Annotated in this window: 18 protein-coding genes; 15 read left to right on the top strand and 3 right to left on the bottom strand. The window is 64.0% G+C overall.

All coding sequences use genetic code 11. The annotated features are described in order from the left end of the window. Positions 1–59 precede the first annotated feature (59 nt). The 7 genes from J7548_RS07690 to J7548_RS07660 all read left to right on the top strand — a co-directional run bounded on the left by J7548_RS07690 (position 60) and on the right by J7548_RS07660 (position 6598). The gene (locus J7548_RS07690; RefSeq protein ID WP_290972671.1) at positions 60–1022 is read left to right on the top strand and encodes a 5'-nucleotidase; all 963 of its coding nucleotides are present in this window, start codon (positions 60–62) and stop codon (positions 1020–1022) included. Between the two features lie 44 nt (positions 1023–1066). After that, on the top strand, positions 1067–2611 hold the full coding sequence (locus J7548_RS07685) for a CYTH and CHAD domain-containing protein (RefSeq protein ID WP_290972668.1): 1545 nt from the start codon (positions 1067–1069) through the stop codon (positions 2609–2611). Between the two features lie 273 nt (positions 2612–2884). Then, on the top strand, positions 2885–3670 hold the full coding sequence (locus J7548_RS07680) for a GntR family transcriptional regulator (protein WP_290972664.1): 786 nt from the start codon (positions 2885–2887) through the stop codon (positions 3668–3670). Beyond that, positions 3667–4449, top strand: coding sequence for a transporter substrate-binding domain-containing protein (locus J7548_RS07675; RefSeq protein WP_290972662.1), 783 nt, complete (start codon positions 3667–3669; stop codon positions 4447–4449). The genes J7548_RS07680 and J7548_RS07675 overlap by 4 nt, the downstream gene beginning before the upstream one ends. Positions 4450–4558: 109 nt before the next feature. Next, the gene (locus J7548_RS07670; RefSeq protein ID WP_290972660.1) at positions 4559–5230 is read left to right on the top strand and encodes an amino acid ABC transporter permease; all 672 of its coding nucleotides are present in this window, start codon (positions 4559–4561) and stop codon (positions 5228–5230) included. Next, entirely contained in the window at positions 5227–5883 is a 657-nt protein-coding gene (locus J7548_RS07665; protein WP_290972657.1) for an amino acid ABC transporter permease, read from the top strand. Before J7548_RS07670 ends, J7548_RS07665 begins: the two co-directional genes overlap by 4 nt. Continuing rightward, on the top strand, positions 5864–6598 hold the full coding sequence (locus J7548_RS07660) for an amino acid ABC transporter ATP-binding protein (RefSeq protein ID WP_290972654.1): 735 nt from the start codon (positions 5864–5866) through the stop codon (positions 6596–6598). Before J7548_RS07665 ends, J7548_RS07660 begins: the two co-directional genes overlap by 20 nt. An 86-nt stretch (positions 6599–6684) precedes the next feature. Here J7548_RS07660 and J7548_RS07655 read toward each other — a convergent pair whose 3' ends face one another. Next, positions 6685–7230: a hypothetical protein gene (locus J7548_RS07655; RefSeq protein WP_290972652.1), complete on the bottom strand. Its 546-nt coding sequence runs from the start codon at positions 7228–7230 to the stop codon at positions 6685–6687. Positions 7231–7465: 235 nt separating this feature from the next. Here J7548_RS07655 and J7548_RS07650 point away from each other — a divergent pair, with 235 nt between their 5' ends. From J7548_RS07650 to puuE, 3 genes are all read left to right on the top strand, one after another. Then, positions 7466–8524: an adenosine deaminase gene (locus J7548_RS07650; protein ID WP_290972650.1), complete on the top strand. Its 1059-nt coding sequence runs from the start codon at positions 7466–7468 to the stop codon at positions 8522–8524. Positions 8525–8845: 321 nt separating this feature from the next. After that, complete coding sequence (locus J7548_RS07645) at positions 8846–9595, top strand: GntR family transcriptional regulator (RefSeq protein WP_290972648.1); 750 nt, start codon at positions 8846–8848, stop codon at positions 9593–9595. Positions 9596–9646: 51 nt separating this feature from the next. Then, a complete protein-coding gene (gene puuE / locus J7548_RS07640; protein WP_290972646.1) occupies positions 9647–10579 on the top strand; it encodes an allantoinase PuuE in 933 nt (310 codons plus the stop codon). Between the two features lie 66 nt (positions 10580–10645). Here the strand turns inward: puuE and J7548_RS07635 are convergent, their stop codons facing one another. Further along, a complete protein-coding gene (locus tag J7548_RS07635; protein WP_290972644.1) occupies positions 10646–11911 on the bottom strand; it encodes a urate hydroxylase PuuD in 1266 nt (421 codons plus the stop codon). 156 nt (positions 11912–12067) lie between these two features. After that, entirely contained in the window at positions 12068–12892 is an 825-nt protein-coding gene (locus tag J7548_RS07630) for an outer envelope protein (protein ID WP_290972642.1), read from the bottom strand. 580 nt (positions 12893–13472) lie between these two features. Here J7548_RS07630 and J7548_RS07625 point away from each other — a divergent pair. The 5 genes from J7548_RS07625 to J7548_RS07605 all read left to right on the top strand — a co-directional run bounded on the left by J7548_RS07625 (position 13473) and on the right by J7548_RS07605 (position 18951). Further along, complete coding sequence (locus tag J7548_RS07625) at positions 13473–14504, top strand: ABC transporter substrate-binding protein (protein ID WP_290972640.1); 1032 nt, start codon at positions 13473–13475, stop codon at positions 14502–14504. A gap of 78 nt (positions 14505–14582) precedes the next feature. After that, positions 14583–15368: an ABC transporter ATP-binding protein gene (locus J7548_RS07620; protein WP_290972639.1), complete on the top strand. Its 786-nt coding sequence runs from the start codon at positions 14583–14585 to the stop codon at positions 15366–15368. A 17-nt stretch (positions 15369–15385) separates the two neighbouring features. Next, on the top strand, positions 15386–16165 hold the full coding sequence (locus J7548_RS07615) for an ABC transporter permease (RefSeq protein ID WP_290972638.1): 780 nt from the start codon (positions 15386–15388) through the stop codon (positions 16163–16165). 160 nt (positions 16166–16325) lie between these two features. Continuing rightward, positions 16326–17864, top strand: coding sequence for an ABC transporter ATP-binding protein (locus J7548_RS07610; RefSeq protein ID WP_290972637.1), 1539 nt, complete (start codon positions 16326–16328; stop codon positions 17862–17864). Continuing rightward, positions 17857–18951, top strand: coding sequence for an ABC transporter permease (locus J7548_RS07605; RefSeq protein WP_290972636.1), 1095 nt, complete (start codon positions 17857–17859; stop codon positions 18949–18951). Before J7548_RS07610 ends, J7548_RS07605 begins: the two co-directional genes overlap by 8 nt. Positions 18952–18953: the final 2 nt, after the last annotated feature.

Genomic DNA, 18953 nt, shown 5'->3' with positions numbered 1-18953 from the left:
CACGCCTATTGATGAAATGAGTTCTACAATCATGGTTGATCCAGTTACGGAATGCTTTCATGCCCTACGACCTCTCAGACAAACTCGTCATCGGAATCTCTTCGCGCGCCCTGTTCGATCTGGAAGCCGAAAACGCCATCTATGACGAGCAAGGGGTAGACGCCTACGCCGATTACCAGCGTGCCCACGAAAACGATGCACTGGAACCCGGCACCGCTTTCCCGCTGGCCAAGGCGCTGCTCAGGCTCAACGACCTGATCCCCGGGCGCCGCCTGGTGGAAGTGGTGGTCATCTCGCGCAACACGCCCGATACCGGCCTGCGCGCCTTCAACGCCATCGCCGCCCACAAGCTCGACATCAGCCGCGCCGCCTTCACCGGCGGCGGCCCGACCGCGCCTTACCTGAAGGCGTTCAAGATCGACCTGTTCCTCTCGCGCGATACCGGCGACGTACAGGAAGCCATCGACGCCGGCGTCGCCGCCGCCCAGCTCTACACCGCCCCGGTCGAATACAGCGCGCCGGAAAACCAGATCCGCATCGCCTTCGACGGCGACGCCGTGCTGTTCTCGCCGGAGTCGGAACGCATCTTCGCCGAGAAAGGCCTGGAAGCCTTCGCCAAGCATGAACAGCGCAACCGCAACAAGGCCATGAAGGAAGGCCCGTTCGCCAAGCTGCTGCTGGCGCTGTCGGCCATCCAGAAACAGTTCCCGCCCAAGGAATGCCCGGTGCGCATCGCCATCGTCACCGCCCGCAACAGTCCGGCGCACCAGCGCGTGATCCACACGCTGCGCACCTGGAACGTCAACGTCGACGAAGCCTTCTTCCTCGGCGGCCTGAAGAAGACCGACGTGCTGCAGGCCTTCGGCGCGCACATGTTCTTCGACGACCAGGAAGGCCATGTCGAAACCGCATCGGTGGTGGTGCCGTCGGGGCGCGTGCCCTACAAGGGCGGACAATTGGCCGGCCGCGCGCGCAAGGGCGGCAGTGCCGCCAAGGCCACGGTGCGCGCAGGAAAACGCTGAAGCGCGACATCCCGCCGCCTCCCCCTTTCTGCTAGCCTGAAGCCATGGAAACCGAACTGAAACTGTTGCTCGCCCCCGCGCACGTCAAGGCGCTGATCGCGCATCCGCTGCTGGCGCGCCATGCATCGGCCGCGCCGCGCACCAAGGACCAGACCGGCGTGTATTTCGATACCCCCGGCAACGACTTGCGCCGCAATGACGCCGGCCTGCGCGTGCGGCGCACCGGCCGCGAATACATCCAGACGCTGAAGGCCGGCGGCGGCGTGCAAGGCGGCCTGCACCAACGCAATGAATGGGAGTCGCAGGTACCGGGCGAGCTGCCCGACCTGGCGCGCCTGCGCGAACTGGTGCCGGCCGGCGCCGCCTGGGCCGAACGTATCTTCGCGCCCAAGGTGGCGGCGCAGATCCGCCCCGTCTTCGCTACCCGCATCAAGCGCATGCTGTGGGACCTGGCGCTGGCCGACGGCTCGGAAGTCGAGTTCGTGCTCGACCGCGGCGTGGTCGAACACGGCAACCTGCAGGACAAGGTGTGCGAGATCGAACTCGAACTCAAGAGCGGCGATCCGCTGGCGCTGTTCGACTTCGCCCTGCAACTGATGCAGACCATCCCGCTGCGCATCGGCATCCAGAGCAAGGCCCAGCGCGGCTACGCGCTGTACCACCAGGCCGCCGGCACGGCGCCCGCCAGCAGCGCGGTCAAGGCCGCCCCGCTGGCGCTGTCGAAGAAGATGAACGTGGAGCAGGCCTTCATCGCCATCGTCGGCAACTGCGTGGCCCAGGTGTACGCCAACGACATCGCCGACGGCGATGCCAGGGATGTGGAGCGCCTGCACCAGATGCGGATCGGCCTGCGCCGCCTGCGCTCGGCCTTCACGCTGTTCCGTGATGTGATCGCCTTGCCGGATGAACTGGCGGGCGAATTCGAATGGTTGTCCGGACACATCGGCGCCGCGCGCGATTGGGACGTGCTGGCAGGCGCCACCCTGGCGGCGGTGCCTGCCGGACACGCCGATGCGATCGGGCTGGACGCGGTGCGCAGCGCGGCATCCGAACAGGCGCGGGCGATGCACCGGGCCGCCGTGCAGGCAGTGGCCTCGCCCCGCTACACCGCGCTGGCGCTGCGCTTGAGTCGCTGGATGCTGGGCGCGCAGTGGGGCGGGACAATGGATGCGGAACAACTGGCGGCACTGAAGCGCCCGCTGTCGCGCTTCGCGCGCGACATGCTGCGCCATGACGAGAAGCGCATGAAAAAGCGCGGCGGCAAGATGGAAGACGATCCCCGCACGCGCCACCGCGCCCGAATCGCGGCCAAGAAGCTGCGCTACGACACCGAATTCTTCCAGGCCCTCTATAAAGAAAAGCAGAGCAAGCCCTTTCTCAAGGCGTTGTCGCAGTTGCAGGAGCAACTCGGCCTGGCCAACGACCTGGCCGTTGCCGATGGCCTGCTGGCCGGGCTGCAGGACGAACACCCGGCGCTGGCCGCCGATATCGCCTATGTGCGCGGCTACCTGGCTGCCGGATCGGCATCGGACCGGGAGAAAATACGGCGGCTGTGGAAAAAATGGAAGGCGCAGGAGCTGCCGCGATAAATCCCCCCACGGGGCGCCCGATGCGGCGCCCCGTTTCTTTTTGAACCAGTCCCCGGCGTATCCGCGAAGCAACGCACAACGGCGGCGCGCACCGGTTTGCAGCGGTGCATGAACCATGGCCGTGCGCGCCTGCCGCGCCGATTTTGTGCGACCGCACATGCAAAACTGCCGGAATCCCTTGTCACACGCGGCTTTCGCCGCCAATAATCGTCACGCGGTTTTGTATGCCAGTCTTGTATATCAGTCTGGCACGCAACTTGCTGATGAGTGGACATGGGCACAATTCCTTCCGTCATATCGTCTTCACAGATCGCCACCCGGATCACCGAGGCAATCCTGGCCAAGCAATTGGCGCCGGGCACGCGCCTGGGCGAGCAGCAATTGGCCGACCTGTTCGGCGTGTCGCGCACCCTGGTGCGCGAGGCGCTGACGCGCCTGATGGCGCGCGGCATCGTCACGGTGAGCGCGCGGCGCGGCTGGTTCGTGATCGAACCGACGCCGGAACAGGCGCGCGAGGCCTTCGAGGCGCGCCGCGTGATCGAGCTTGGCCTGCTGCGCCAGGCCGGCCTGCGGCCGATCCCGTCGGCCGCAGTGGCGCAGCTGCGCGAGCATATCGCGCGCGAAGAAGCCGCCATCGCCGGCGCCGACGTGGGCGCGCGCAGCTATCTGCTGGGCGATTTCCACGTCTGCCTGTGCGAATGCCTGGGCAATTCGCTGCTGTCGGAAACGCTGCGCGACCTGACCGCGCGCACCACCCTGACGGCGATGCTGCACCAGTCGTCGGAACAGGCAGAAGAATCCTGCTCGGAACATGTGCTGATCGTCCAGGCGCTGGAGCGCGGCGACCTGGAACAGGCGGAACAACTGATGCAGGCCCACCTGCTGCATGTCGAATCGGGCCTGAACCAGGTGCGCAGCAGCGATCCGCTGGCGCCGCTGCGGCAGGCGCTGGCGCCTGTGTCGCACGAGGTTGCCGCCCCCCATCTCCATCGCCATTCCCCAACAAGAAGCTCGCAGAGCCACTCATCAACGTCCTCACGCAAAAGGAAACCGCTATGAAACTGACCCGCCTCCTGATCGGCCTGATGGCCGGCGCCATGATGTTCTCCGCCACCGCCGCGCGTGCCGACGCGCTGGACGATATCCAGAAGAACGGCACGCTGCGGGTAGCGGTGCCGGCCGACTTCCCGCCGTTCGGCTCGGTCGACGCCAACCTCAAGCCGCAGGGCTTCGATATCGACGTGGCCAACCTGATCGCCAAAAAGATGGGCGTGAAGGTCGAACTGATTCCGGTATCCAGCGCCAACCGCATTTCCTACCTGACCACCCACAAGGTCGAACTGGTGATCTCCAGCATGGGCAAGAACCCCGAGCGCGAAAAGGTGATCGACTTCTCGACCGCCTACGCACCCTTCTTCAACGGCGTGTTCGGCCCGGCCGACCTGCCGGTGAAAAGCGCGGCCGACCTGGCCGGCAAGACCATCGCGGTCACCCGCGGTTCGGTGGAGGATCTTGAACTGACCAAGATCGTCCCGGCCAGCGCCACCGTTAAGCGCTACGAAGACAACAACGGCACCATCAGCTCCTTCCTCTCGGGCCAGGTGCAACTGGTGGCCACCGGCAACGTGGTGGCCGCGGCCATCATCGCCAAGAACCCGCCCAAGAAACCGGAAACCAAGTTCCTGATCAAGGACTCGCCGTGCTTCATCGGCCTGAACAAGGGCGAGAAGAAATTGCAGGACAAGGTCGACGCGATCCTGGCCGATGCCAAGAAGGACGGCAGCCTCAATGCCATCTCGCAGAAATGGCTGGGCCTGCCGCTGCCGGCCGGACTGTAATCACCAATAACGCATCGCCGGCGCGATTCCGCCTGGCGCCGGCGATGCGAGAACAAGGCAGCACAGACAGGCAGGCGGACAACCGGAATGTGAGCGAAGCGACGACGACATGGCTTACCAATTCGATTTCCTCTCCACCTTCGACTACAGCGACGTCCTCGTCAAAGGCGTGCTGACCACGGTCGAACTGATCGCCATCGGCGGCGTGCTGGGCGTGGCCGTCGGCATCTTCGGCGCCTGGGCGCGCACGCAGGGGCCGGGCTGGCTCAAGCCCATCGTCAGCGGCTATGTCGAGATCATCCGCAACACGCCGTTCCTGGTGCAGCTGTTCTTCATCTTCTTCGGCCTGCCTTCGCTGGACGTGCACATCAGCGAGATCCAGGCCGCCATCCTGGCGATGGTGATCAACCTCGGCGCCTACGGCACCGAGATCATCCGCGCCGGCGTGCAGGCCATCCCGCGCGGCCAGATCGAGGCGGCGGCCTCGCTGTCGATGTCGCGCATGCAGATCTTCCGCCACATCATCCTGCGCCCGGCGCTGCAGAAGATCTGGCCGGCGCTGTCCTCGCAGGTGGTGATCGTGATGCTGGGTTCGGCGGTGTGCTCGCAGATCGCGGTGGAAGAATTGTCGTTCGCCGCCAACTTCATCCAGGGCCGCAACTTCCGCGCCTTCGAAGCCTACATCGTGGCCACCCTGATCTACCTGGTGCTGGCGATCCTGCTGCGCCAGGTGCTGCGCCTGATCGGCCAGAACTTCATCATCGCCCGGAGGAACGCATGATCGCCTTCACCACCTGGGACATCGTCCGCAACCTGATGCTGGCCTGGCGCTGGACCATCGTCCTGACGCTGGTCACCTTCGTGCTCGGCGGCGCGCTGGGCCTGATCATCCTGTTCATGCGCACCTCGCGCCGGAACTGGCTGCGCCAGGTCGCCCGCCTCTACATCGAACTGTTCCAGGGCACGCCGCTGCTGATGCAACTGTTCCTGGTGTTCTTCGGCATCGCCCTGTTCGGCGTCGAAGTGCCGGCCTGGCTGGCGGCGGGCCTGGCGCTGACCTGCTGGAGCGCGTCCTACCTGGCCGAGATCTGGCGCGGCTGCGTGGAGGCGATCCCCAAGGGCCAGTGGGAAGCGTCCTCCGTGCTGGCCATGGGCTACTTCCAGCAGATGCGCTACATCGTGCTGCCGCAAGCCTTCCGTATCGCCATCGCCCCCACCGTGGGCTTCGGCGTACAGATCATCAAGTCCACCGCGGTGACGTCCATCATCGGCTTCGTCGAGCTGTCCAAGGCCGGCACCGTGATCACCAACGCCACCTTCCGCCCCTTCACGGTGTTCGCCATCGTGGGCGTCTTCTACTTCGTGCTTTGCTGGCCGCTGTCCAAGTACAGCCAGTCTTTGGAAAGGAAATACCATGCCGCTCATCGCCATTGACAACGTCAAGAAACGCTTCGGCGACAACGAGGTCTTGAAGGGCATCAGCCTGGACGTCGAACCCGGCGAAGTCATCGCCATCATCGGCAAGAGCGGCTCGGGCAAGTCCACTCTCCTGCGCTGCATCAACGGCCTGGAAAGCATCGACGAGGGCAACATCAGCGTGGCCGGCGCCAAGCTGGGCGCGACCGAACTGGAACTGCGCAACCTGCGCCTGAAGGTCGGCATGATCTTCCAGCAATTCAACCTGTTCCCGCACCTCTCGGTGGGGCGCAACGTGATGATCGCGCCGATGATCGTCAAGGGCGTATCGGAAGCCGAGGCCATGGTGACGGCCAAGGCCAATCTCGAGAAGGTCGGCCTCGACCACAAGTTCGGCGAATTCCCCGACATGCTGTCCGGCGGCCAGCAACAGCGCGTGGCAATCGCCCGCGCACTGTCGATGGAACCGCAGGCGCTCTTGTGCGACGAGATCACCTCGGCGCTGGACCCGGAACTGGTCAACGAAGTGCTGGCCGTGGTGCGCGGCCTGGCCAAGGAGGGCATGACGCTGTTGATGGTGACGCACGAGATGCGCTTCGCGCGCGAGGTGTGCGACCGCGTGGTCTTCATGCACCAGGGCAAGGTGCATGAGATCGGCCCGCCGGAAGAGCTGTTCACCCGTCCGCAGACGGCCGAGCTGCAGCAATTCATCGGCATGACCCAGGGCGCCTGATTTCGTCCTGGATGATGGCCGCGACATGAAAAAAGCCGCAAGCGCCATGCGCTTGCGGCTTTTTCTTCATCCTCGTGCACCGATGGTCAGCGGTCCAGTTCGCACACCTTGCGGTCGTTCTCGTAAAACACCACCGGCCCGGTGGTATAGCGCTCCCTGGGGATGGCCAGCATCAGGTAATCCTTGATGCGGTAGGAGGCGCCGGAGGACGGGGCGCGGTAAAGGTAATTGATCCGCAGTCCGCCGTCGCGCTGGCGGACCGACAGCGGCGTGAACACATGGGGCCGCTCGGCGGCGTCAGGCGCCTGCATGGTGCGCGCCACCAGCAGGTATTGCTTGCGTTCGAAGTGATCGGCCGAGGGGCCGAACGGCCGCTTGTCGCCCATCACCGGCGCCGGTTCCATCCAGTAGTCCCATTCGGTCCTGCTGCGGATCAGCGTGCAGAAAACCGGTTGCCGGCTGTCATCCCAATTCTTGAGAAACCCCTGGTAGGAACCGCTCATGATGGTCTTGAACGGCACCACCGCCGGGTCTTCCTTCTCGGTCCACGGCATCCAGGAGCACCCGGCCATGCCGGCCAGCGCCGTCGTACACATCAGCAACTGCAACGAATCCCACATCGTCTTGCGCATGCATTTCCCCTAAGAATTTTTGCATTTAAACATGCTTTATCAGAGCCAGAGCGTTTTCATCGAATATTTACACCCGAACCTTGCTGCTCAGATCGCAAGGCCGCGACAAGGTTCATCACGGCTACCAGGTAGGCCCGATATGGGATTTGCGTGATAATGCGGGGTTCGGGAGCGGGTATGCTTAGGGCGTTTTGCCGTTCCCATCGTTCTCGCCATTTTTGAAGGGTAGTCAGCCATGAACTCCGCAGCCATTTCTCCATCCGCATCGGGCCAGGCGCTCGACAGCTTCATCGCCGGCATGCCGAAAACCGAACTGCACCTGCACATCGAAGGCACGCTGGAACCCGAACTGATGTTCGCGCTGGCCCAGCGCAACCAGGTCGCGCTGCCGTACGCCTCGGTCGAAGACCTGCGCGCGGCCTACAACTTCAGCGACCTGCAATCCTTCCTCGACCTCTATTACGCCGGCGCCAACGTGCTGCGCACCGAGCAGGATTTCTACGATATGACCGCCGCCTACATCGCGCGCGCCCAGGCCGACAATGTGCGCCATGCCGAGATCTTCTTCGATCCGCAGACCCATACCGAGCGCGGCATCCCCATTGCCACCGTGTTCGCCGGCATCGCCGGCGCCTTGCGCGACGCGCGCCGCCGCGACGGCTTCGGCAGCGGCATGATCATGTCCTTCCTGCGCCACCTGTCGGAAGAAGACGCCTTCGCCACACTGGAAGCGGCGCTGCCGCTGCGCGAGCAGTATCAGGACCTGTGGACCGGCATCGGCCTGGACTCGTCCGAACGCGGCAACCCGCCGGAGAAGTTCGCGCGCGTCTACGCCCGTTGCCGCGAGTTGGGTTTCCGCTTGGTGGCCCACGCCGGCGAAGAAGGCCCGGCGGCTTATGTGATCAGTGCGCTTGACGTGCTCAAGGTGGAACGCATCGACCACGGCGTGCGCAGCGAGGAAGACCCGGCGCTGATGCAGCGCCTGGCGCAGGAACGCATTCCACTGACGGTATGCCCGCTGTCCAACCTCAAGCTGTGCGTGGTCAAGGACATGGCCGACCACAACATCGCGCGCCTGCTCGATGCCGGCCTGGCCGTCACCGTCAATTCGGACGATCCGGCCTATTTCGGCGGCTACATGACGGCCAACTACCATGCCATCGCCCGCGCGCTCGACCTCTCCCGCGAGCAGGTACTGCAACTGGCGCGCAACGGCATCGAAGCCTGCTTCCTGCCTGAGGAAGACCAGGCGGCGCTGCTGCTGGAACTGGAGCAATACTCCAGCGCCCACTAAGCAGTCTCTCCGTCTCCGCCCGGCCGTCGCGCCGGGCGCACTCCCCCTCCCCTCCAGCATCTTCCTCCCCAGCAAATCAAGCACGCTTCTTGCATCTCCACCCGGACATTGCCGGGATCTGCCATCGGATTGGCGACAATTCCTTGCGCCGCAACATGAACAATCGGCCGCAGACAGGCCAAGGAGACGCATACGCTGCTCTTTTTGGTGCAAAATAGCCCCAATTTGTTGCAGATATCTTCCATGATTGTCGACGATCCATCGGCGGCAAAATGAAGCGCACCCGGCATCCGCAGGATTTTCATCGAAAGCATGGGCATCATGAACAAAGCCGGTAAATCCGGCCGCGCCGCGGCCGCTCCCCAACCCCGCCAAACCGTTTCCGCGCGCGAGCGGGAAGCGCCGATAGCTGTCGAAGAACGCATGTACCAGGACATCTACGACGCCATCATGGAACACCGCCTGCCGCCGCGCACCAAGCTTACCGAACAGACGCTGTGCCAGATCTACGACACGGCGCGCCATACCGTGCGCAAGGTACTGTCGCGCCTGTCGACGGAGGGCATGGTGGACCTGGAAGCCAACCGCGGCGCCTTCATCGCCAGCCCTTCGCATGCCGAGGTGCGCGACATGTTCGAGCTGCGCAACATCCTCGAACACGCCGTCCTGGAAAAAGTCGGCCGCACCGCCGGGACCCGCCAGATATCCGCGCTGCGGCGCATGGTGGAACAAGAGCGCGCATCCTACCTCTCCGGCGACCGGCCGCGCTGGATCCGGCTCTCGGCGCAATTCCACCTGGCGCTGGCCGAACTGGCCGGCAACGCGCTGCTGGTGGACACGCTACGCAAGCTGGTGTCGCGCACCACGCTGATGATCGCCAAGACCGAAGCGCCAGGCCACAACGCCTGCTCCTTCGACGAACACGAGACCGTGCTGGCGGCGCTGGAAAACGGCGACATCGATGCCGCCCAGGAACATATGGCACATCACTTGCATTTATGCGAAGACCGGGTGCGGCCCGATGCGGACGACCAATTCGACCTACGTGCCGTCCTGGGCAAAGGGCTGTAGACTGCCCGCAGATCCCTTCGCGCAACTTTCACGGCAACCCGACCCAACGACATGTCCTTGCAAGCAAACTACCCCCGCGACCTCGCCGGCTACGGCCGCAACCCTCCGCACGCGCAATGGCCCGGCCAGGCGCGCGTGGCGCTGCAATTCGTCCTCAACTATGAAGAAGGCGGCGAGAACTGCGTGCTGCACGGCGACCCGGCCTCCGAACAATTCCTCTCCGAAATCGTCGGCGCCGCCGCCTACCCGGCGCGCCACATGTCGATGGAATCGATCTACGAATACGGCTCGCGCGCGGGCGTATGGCGCATCCTGCGCGAATTCGAAAAACGCGGCCTGCCGCTGACGGTATTCGGCGTAGCCATGGCCTTGCAGCGCAGCCCCGACGTGACGCAAGCCTTCCTCGACCTCGACCACGAAATCGCCTGCCACGGACTGCGCTGGATCCACTACCAAAGCATGGACATCGACACCGAGCGCGAGCACATGCGCCAAGCGGTGCAGATATTCCGCGAACTGACCGGCAGCGCCCCGCTGGGCTGGTACACCGGCCGCGACTCGCCCAACACGCGCCAACTGGTAGTGGAACACGGCGGCTTCGCCTACGACTCCGACTACTACGGCGACGACCTGCCGTTCTGGACCGAAGTGGAAACGGCCGGCGGCCAACGCTCGCCGCACCTGGTGGTGCCGTACACGCTCGACGCCAACGACATGCGCTTCGCCACGCCGCAAGGGTTCAATACCGCCGAACACTTCTACCAGTACCTGAAGGACAGCTTCGACGTGCTGTACGAAGAAGGCGAGGAGTCGCCCAAGATGCTGTCGATCGGCATGCACTGCCGCCTGCTGGGACGCCCGGGGCGCTTCCGCGCCTTGCAGCGCTTCCTCGATTACGTGCAATCGCATGACCGGGTGTGGATTTGCCGGCGCATCGATATTGCGGAGCATTGGAAGAAGGTGCATCCGTATCAGGCGGGTTGATACGTGCAGAAATGGAAACGCCGGCGGATGCCGGCGTTTTTTGTTTTCCCTGATATGTGACGAACGTCAGTTAGTCGCGGCTCCCGCCTCAAACCACTTCCCGATCACAGCCCGCTCTTCATCAGTGATATGCGTCATGTTCCCCAAAGGCATGCTCTTGGCCACATACGCCTGCTGATAAATCTGCTGCGCATGCTGTGCGATATGCTCCCGGCTATCCAGCAGGACGCCCTTGCCCGGCACCGGCATCAGCGTAGGCTTCTCCGCATGGCACTGGATGCAGCGCGCCTCGATCACCTGCTGCACCTGGGCGAACCCCGCGGCCGCCGGTGCGACCTTGGCATCGCCAGCAGCGGCAGCAACGGCCGGCTGCCCCGCCTCCTGACGATGCAAAGCCGCCGGCATCGGCTTGCCACGCATCATCGGACTCAAACCGATCGCCACCGCCAGCAACAACCCCACCGCCACACCCGGATACCACCAATTATTCACACCTTTGTGCCGCAACACGAAGAACTGCCGGATCAACGCCCCCGCCGCCATGATCATCAGCAGCACCACCCAGTTATGCGGCGCGCCATACGTCATGCTGTAGTGATTGGACAGCATGGCAAACAGCACCGGCAAGGTAAAGTAGGTGTTGTGAACGCTGCGTTGCTTGCCGCGCTTGCCGTGGATAGGATCCGGCGCCTGGCCGGCCCGCATCGCCGCCACCGTCTTGCGCTGGCCGGGAATGATCCACACCAGGACGTTGGCGCTCATGATGGTCGCCAGCGATGCGCCGCTGATGAGGAAGGCCGCACGGCCCGAGAACAGGTGGCAAGCCGCCCACACCGATACGATCACCTGCAGCCCGACCAGGAGATTGACCAGCCGGTCGCCATTGGGACGATCGCCGATGGCGCTGCAGATGGCGTCATAAATCAGCCAATTAAAAACAAGGAAAGCGATCGCCGTGCCGCCGGCCATCGACGCCGACATGTCGAACACATTCTTGTCGACCAGGAACACATTGGCATTGAACAGGTACAGCAGCGCGAACAGCGCAAACCCGGACAGCCAGGTGCTGTACGACTCCCAATAGAACCAGTGCAAGTGCTCGGGAACCGTCTTCGGCGCCAGCAGGTATTTCTGCGGATTGTAGAAACCGCCGCCGTGCACCGCCCACAGCTCGCCGCCCACGCCCTTCTCCAGCAACTCCGGATCGGCCGGCTTGACCAGGCTGTTGTCGAGCCAGACGAAATAGAAGGAGGAACCGATCCACGCGATCGCCGTGATGACGTGTACCCAACGCAGCAGCAGGTTCAGCCAATCGAGAATGTACGCTTCCATGACGTTCCGCTTTCAAGATGATTTATATGATTCAGCCATTGGTGCCCTTTTCCGCCCCGTATCGATAACGCCGGAAAGGCCCGATCATCGCACAAGCGCCGCACCAAGAAAAATGCCGGGTCCGAAAACCCGGCATCCATGCTACCCCTGCCGCGCTCAGAAGTGGTATTCGGCGCGAATCATCGGCGTCTTGGCCAGCGAGCCCGGCACATTCGACGGGTTGCCGAACTTGTTGCGCCAGTACTGGTATTCCAGGCCGACACGGAAGGTGTTCTTGCCCATGCCGATGGTGTTGCCGACGTCATACATGATCTGGCCGTCGAAGTTCAGTTCGGGTGCAGTGCCGCCACCGAACTCGTTCTTGCCCTTGGCGGCGATGTAGTTCATGTAGCCTTCGAATGCCAGGCCGGTGGAACCGAAAGGAATACCCCAGGCCAGGTTCAGCATCGGGTGGGTGTCGTAGCTGTAACGGCTGGTGATGCCCTTGGGCTGGTTGCTTTCGAACAGCGCCAGCAGGCTGACGTTGAGGAAGCCCGGCACGTCCATCATCAGGGTCGGGCCGACCACCAGCATGCGCTTCTTGGAGGCGTAGCTGTTGTCGTTCTTAGTGTTCCAGTCGAAGCCCAAGGTGAAGCCGACGCCGCGCGCAGGGCCGAAGGACAAGTCCTTACCCGAGATCTTGCCGATGTCCAGCGTATGGCGATAGACGATGTAGGCCTCTTGCGCATTGTCATCCTTGTTGTCGGACATCAGCAGGTCGACGTTGAGGAAGTTGGTGCCGTACTTGTAGCCGCTGGCGTGGGTGAAGTTGACGATATTCTTGGTGATGTCTTGCGAGTTGAACGGCTCGGCAAAGCGTGTGCCGTAACGGTAGCCGATTGAGTTATCGGCCCAGTCGGCGGCATGCGCCGACATGCTGCCCGCCGCCGACGCCACCAACGCAGCCGCCGCCCAATACTTCCCCATTGCACCCTTCTTCATACGTTTCTCCCTTGTAGCACTTCACGAAAAATTGGTTTCCAGCCGGATCACCGCATCTGACGGACATATCGCCGCAGCAAACGCAGACGCCCGAACCGACCGGAGCGTTAACGCAAGCGCCGTGCCAGCCACATCCGAGACTGGAAAATCCCGCCAGGTGGGATGGCAATGCACCCGCCATCCGGATAATGGACAGCACATCACCGGGGAAAGAAGATGCCTGGATCGGGAGGATCTCCCTCTGGATCGTCAACAATTTACGAGATGGCGATACCGCCGATGAACGGTGCGCGATGGCTTGCCTGGCAAGGCCTCCGGAACAAACGACGTATTTTTTTTAGTGCATTTTTATCTACACGGGTGCAGAAAAGCACCAAATTGTCGCAAATGGATATTTATATTGTCGACAAAAAATGGAACCGCCCGCGCGGCCCCATGGTTCGCGCAATGCCGGCTCCTTGGCACAGTAAATGCTTTTCATGGCCTGTCGTTTGCCATGGCCGATCCAGGCAAACGCGCACCCGCGCCGCATGGCAGTGCCGGGTGCGCAGCGCAACCAACCGCCACGAAAGGAAGCCCCGTGCCCGCCCGCAAGTTCTTCAAGTTCAGCACCGCCCTGTTGCTCGCCGCCGCATGTTCGGCCGCATCCGCGCAGGAGACCAAGATCAAGTTCCAGCTGGACTGGCGCTTCGAAGGCCCGTCCGCGCTGTTCCTGGTGGCCAAGTCCAAGGGTTACTTCGCGCAGGAAAAACTCGACGTCACCATCGATGCCGGCAACGGCTCGGGCAACGCCGTCAACCGCGTCGCCTCCGGCACCTATGACATGGGCTTCGCCGACATGGCCGCCCTGATGGAATTCAGTGCCAACAACATCGACGCGCCATCCAAGCCGGTCGCCGTGATGATGGTCTACAACGACACGCCGGCGGCAGTCTTCTCGCTGAAGAAATCCGGCATCAGGAAACCTTCCGACCTGGCCGGCAAGAAACTGGGTGCGCCGGTGTTCGACGCCGGCCGCCGCGGCTACCCGATCTTCGCCAAGGCCAACGGCCTGGATGCGTCCAAGACGCAGTGGACCAGCATGGATCCGCCGCTGCGCGAAACCATGCTGGCGCGCGGCGATGTCGATGCCATCACCGGCTTCTACTTCACCTCGCTGCTGAACCTGAACGCGCGCGGCATCAAGGATGAAGACGTCAACGTGATGATGTTCCCCGACTACGGCGTGAAGCTGTACGGCAACGCCATCATCGCCTCCGACGCCATGGTCAGGCAAAAACCGGAAGCCATCAAAGCCTTCCTGCGCGCCTTCGCCAAGGCGACCAAGGACGTGATCGCCAATCCCGAAGCCGCCATCAAGGCGGTAAAGGAGCGCGACGGCCTGATCGACGAGAAGCTGGAGCTGCGCCGCCTGAAGCTGGCCATCGCCAGCGCCATCGCCACGCCGCACGCCAAGGCGGAAGGCTACGGCCAGGTGTTCAGCCCACGCCTGACACTGATGGCGTCGCAAGTCTCGGACGCCTACGGCACCAAGACCCGCGTCAATGCCGACAAGATCTGGAACGGTTCCTTCCTGCCTTCCAAGGCGGAACTGGATGTTCTTCCGAAGTAACCAGAAAGCAGAAAGCGCCGCGGCAGCAGGCGACTGCCGCCACCAGCATCAAGAGCAACCGCAGAAAAGAAGCACATCATGAGCGAGACCTTCGTCGATTTCCGCCACGTCTACCTGGCCTATGACGGCGCCACCGAGTTCGCCGTCGAAGACATCGACCTGCAGACCAGGGCGGGCGAATTCATCGCCATCGTCGGCCCGTCCGGCTGCGGCAAGTCCACCTTCATGAAACTGGCCACCGGCCTGAAGCAGCCCAACCGCGGCAGCGTCGTCATCGACGGCCAGCCGGTCACCGGCCCGCTGAAGTTCGTCGGCATGGCGTTCCAAGCGCCGACGCTGCTGCCCTGGCGCACCACGCTGGAAAACGTGCTGCTGCCGCTGGAGATCGTCGAGCCCTATCGCCATGACTTCAAGCAGAAAAAAGCCGAATATGCCGAGCGCGCCCTCAAGCTGTTGAAGACGGTGGGCCTGGACGGCTATGCCGACAAGTTTCCCTGGCAGCTCTCGGGCGGCATGCAGCAGCGCGCCTCGATCTGCCGCGCGCTGATCCATGAACCCAAGATGCTGCTGCTGGACGAACCCTTCGGCGCGCTCGACGCCTTCACCCGCGAAGAACTGTGGTGCGTGCTGCGCGACTTGTGGGCCGAGCGCAGGTTCAACGTCATCCTGGTCACGCACGATCTGCGCGAAGCGGCCTTCCTGGCCGACACCATCTATGTGATGAGCAAGCGCCCGGGTCGCATCGTGGTGCGCCGCGAGAACCCGCTGCCGCGCCCGTGCGACCTGGAAACCACCTATACCGACGCCTTCAACGGCCTGGTGCACGAGCTGCGCGAGCATATCGGCCACGTGCGCAACACCTGAACCGGGAACCACACGACATGACCAAACCGTTCAAAGGAAAACTCAACCGGGCCGCCACCACGCTGGCGCCCTGGTTCCTGCTGCTGGCCATCCTCGGCATCTGGCAATTCGTCTGCAGCGTGTGGCAGGTCTCCGACTTCATTTTCCCCAGCCCGCTGTCCATCATCGAAGCGATGGTGGAGTTCGCCGGCCCGATCGCCCAGCACGCACTGGCGACCTTCTGGGTCACCATGGTGGGCTTTGCCATCGCCGTGGCGGTGGGCGTGGCGCTGGGTTTCGCCATCGGTTCCTCGCCGCTGCTGTATGCCGCCGCCTACCCGCTGATGACCGCCTTCAACGCCTTGCCCAAGGCCGCCTTCGTGCCGGTGCTGGTGGTCTGGTTCGGCATCGGCGCCGGCCCGGCGATCCTGACCGCCTTCCTGATCTCGTTCTTCCCGATCATGGTCAACATCGCCACCGGCCTGGCCACGCTGGAGCCGGAACTGGAGGACGTGCTGCGGGTGCTGGGCGCCAGGCGCATGGACATCCTGCTCAAGGTCGGCCTGCCGCGCTCCATGCCGTATTTCTTCGCCTCGCTGAAGGTCGCCATCACGCTGGCTTTCGTCGGTTCCACCGTGTCCGAGATGAACGCCTCCAACCAGGGCATCGGCTACCTGCTGGTGTCGGCCGGCTCCTCGATGAAGATGCCGCTGGCCTTCGCCGGGCTGGTGGTGATCGGCGCCATGGCGATGGCCATGTACGAGTTGTTCGCCGTCATCGAAAAACGCACCACCGGCTGGGCGCATCGCGGCAAATAAGCCACAAGACGCCGCGCAGCGCGAAAGCAGTTCCCTGCCGGCGTCAATTTGTCTATGCTGTCGCACGCATTGGCAATTCGTTAAAGTGCCGTATCTCAAGGGGAGCGCGCCGCCGTACGGGCGGGCGCCAGTCATCAAACAAGAACCACAGGGAAAACACGTGAGCGCAGTTCCACTCCGCCTGGAAATCAGCCGTGTGCGCAAGGCCTATCCGGGCGTGCTGGCCAACGACGACGTCAGCCTGTCCGTCGCGCCCGGCGAAATCCACGCCGTGCTCGGCGAGAACGGCGCCGGCAAGTCGACCTTGATGAAAATCATCTTCGGCGCGGTCAAGCCCGATGCCGGCGACATCCGCTGGAACGGCGAGGCGGTGCAGATCGCCAATCCGCAGGCGGCGCGCAAACTGGGCATCGCCATGGTGTTCCAGCATTTCTCGCTGTTCGATACGCTGACCGTGGCCGAAAACATCGCGCTCGGCCTCGACGCCGGGACCGATCTGAAGGAGCTGGCGCAGCGCATCGCCCAGACCGGCGAGAAATACGGCCTGGAACTGGAACCGCACCGCCACGTCCACACGCTCTCGGTGGGCGAGCGCCAGCGCGTGGAAATCGTGCGCGCCCTGCTGACCCATCCGCAGCTGCTGATCCTGGACGAGCCGACCTCGGTGCTCACGCCGCAGGCGGTCGAGAAACTCTTCGTCACCCTGCGCCGCCTGGCCGACGAAGGCTGCAGCATCCTCTACATCAGCCACAAGCTCGACGAGATCCGCGCGCTGTGCCACAGCGCCACCGTCATGCGCGGCGGCCGCGTGACCGGCAATTGCGATCCGCGCAATGAGAGCAGCGCCAGCCTGTCGCGCATGATGATCGGCGACGAACTGGTGCGCCTGCAGCGCGAGCGCAATCCCGAATCCCAGCGCAGCGAGCGCAAGCTGCACATCAACCGCCTGTCGCTGCCCAAGGCGCACCTGTTCGCCACCGAATTGCGCGACATCGAATGCGAAGTGCGCGCCGGCGAGATCGTCGGCATCGCCGGCGTCTCCGGCAACGGCCAACAGGAATTGCTGGCCGCGCTGTCCGGCGAGGACCAGCGTGCCGCGCCCAACATGGTCCTGCTGGGCGGCAAGCAGGCCGGGCATCTCTCGCCCAACCCGCGCCGCGCGCTGGGGCTGGGCCTGGTGCCGGAAGAACGCCTCGGGCGCGGCGCCGTGCCGACGCTTTCGCTGACGGCCAACATGCTGCTGTCGCACCAGAAGACGCCGTACGTGAAGCGCGGCATGATCGATTTCGGCTTCACCCGCCGCGCCGCCGCTTCCATCATCGAGCGCTTCAAGGTCAAGGCGGCCGGGCCGGATGCGCCGGCCAAGAGCCTGTCGGGGGGCAACCTGCAGAAATTCATCGTCGGCCGCGAAATGGAGCGCAAGCCGTCGGTGTTCGTGGTGGCCCAGCCGACCTGGGGCGTGGACGTGGGCGCGGCCGCCCAGATCCACGGCGAGATATTGAAACTGAAACAGGAAGGTTGTGCGGTGCTGGTGATCTCGGAAGAACTGGATGAGCTGTTCGCGCTGTGCGACCGCCTGCATGTGATCGCCAAGGGCCGGCTGTCGCCCTCGATCCCGATCGAGCAGGCCACCCGCGAACAGGTCGGCGTATGGATGAGCGGGCTGTGGGATGCCGCCGCGGAGGCGCGCCATGGCTAAATGGATGTCGCTGCCGTTCCGCCTTGAACTGCGCGGCGCGCCTTCGCGCGCCATGACCTACTGGTCGCCGGTGATCGCCATCGCGCTCACGCTGCTGCTGGGCGCCCTGCTGTTCCTGGCGCTGGGCAAGGATCCGTTGGCCGGACTGAAGGTGTTCCTGGTCGATCCCTTCTCCGGCAAGCGCGCCATCAGCGAGCTGTTGCTCAAGGCGACGCCGCTGATCCTGTGCGCGCTGGGGCTGGCGGTGTGCTTCCGCGCCAGCATCTGGAACATCGGCGCCGAGGGCCAGTTCACCGTCGGCGCGCTGTGTTCGGGCGCCATGCTGGTGTGGCTGGATGTGCCGGGCCACGGCATCTCCGGCGGCGCCGGCCTGCTGCTGATGATCACCGCCGGCGTTCTCGGCGGCGCGTTCTGGGCGGCCATCACCGCCTTCCTGCGCGACAAGTTCAACGCCAACGAGATCCTGGTCTCGCTGATGCTGACCTATGTGGCGCAACTGCTGCTGATGTGGGCCGTGAACGGTCCGCTGAAGGACCCCAACGGCATGAACTTCCCGCAGTCCAAGGTGTTCTCCGACACCTTCATGCTGCCCATGCTGGTGGCCGGCACGCGCTTGCACGTGGGCTTCGTGGTGGCCATCGCGGCGGCGCTGCTGATGGCGGTCTTCATGATGCGCAGCCTGCGCGGCTTTTCGCTGATGGTGGGCGGTGTGGCGCCGCATGCCGCGCGCTACGCCGGTTTCTCGGCGCGCTCGGCGCTGTGGGTGTCGCTGCTGATTTCGGGCGCCTTCGCCGGCCTGGCGGGGGCGTTCGAGATCGCCGGACCGATCGGGCAATTGCTGCCGTCGGTGTCGCCGGGCTACGGCTTCGCCGCCATCATCGTGGCCTTCATCGGCCGCCTGCATCCGGCCGGCGCCATCCTCGGCGGCCTGATCATGTCGCTGCTGTACCTGGGCGGCGAACTGGCGCAGTCGCGCCTGGGCCTGCCGTCGGCCATCACCGGCGTGTTCCAGGGCATGCTGCTGTTCCTGCTGCTGGCGTGCGACACGCTGATCGACTACCGGCTGGCCTGGAAGAAAAAGGTTTGAAC

The sequence above is a fragment of the Herbaspirillum sp. genome (genome assembly GCF_017744395.1).
Lineage (GTDB): Bacteria > Pseudomonadota > Gammaproteobacteria > Burkholderiales > Burkholderiaceae_D > Herbaspirillum.
This window is presented reverse-complemented; position numbering and strand designations above follow the sequence as displayed.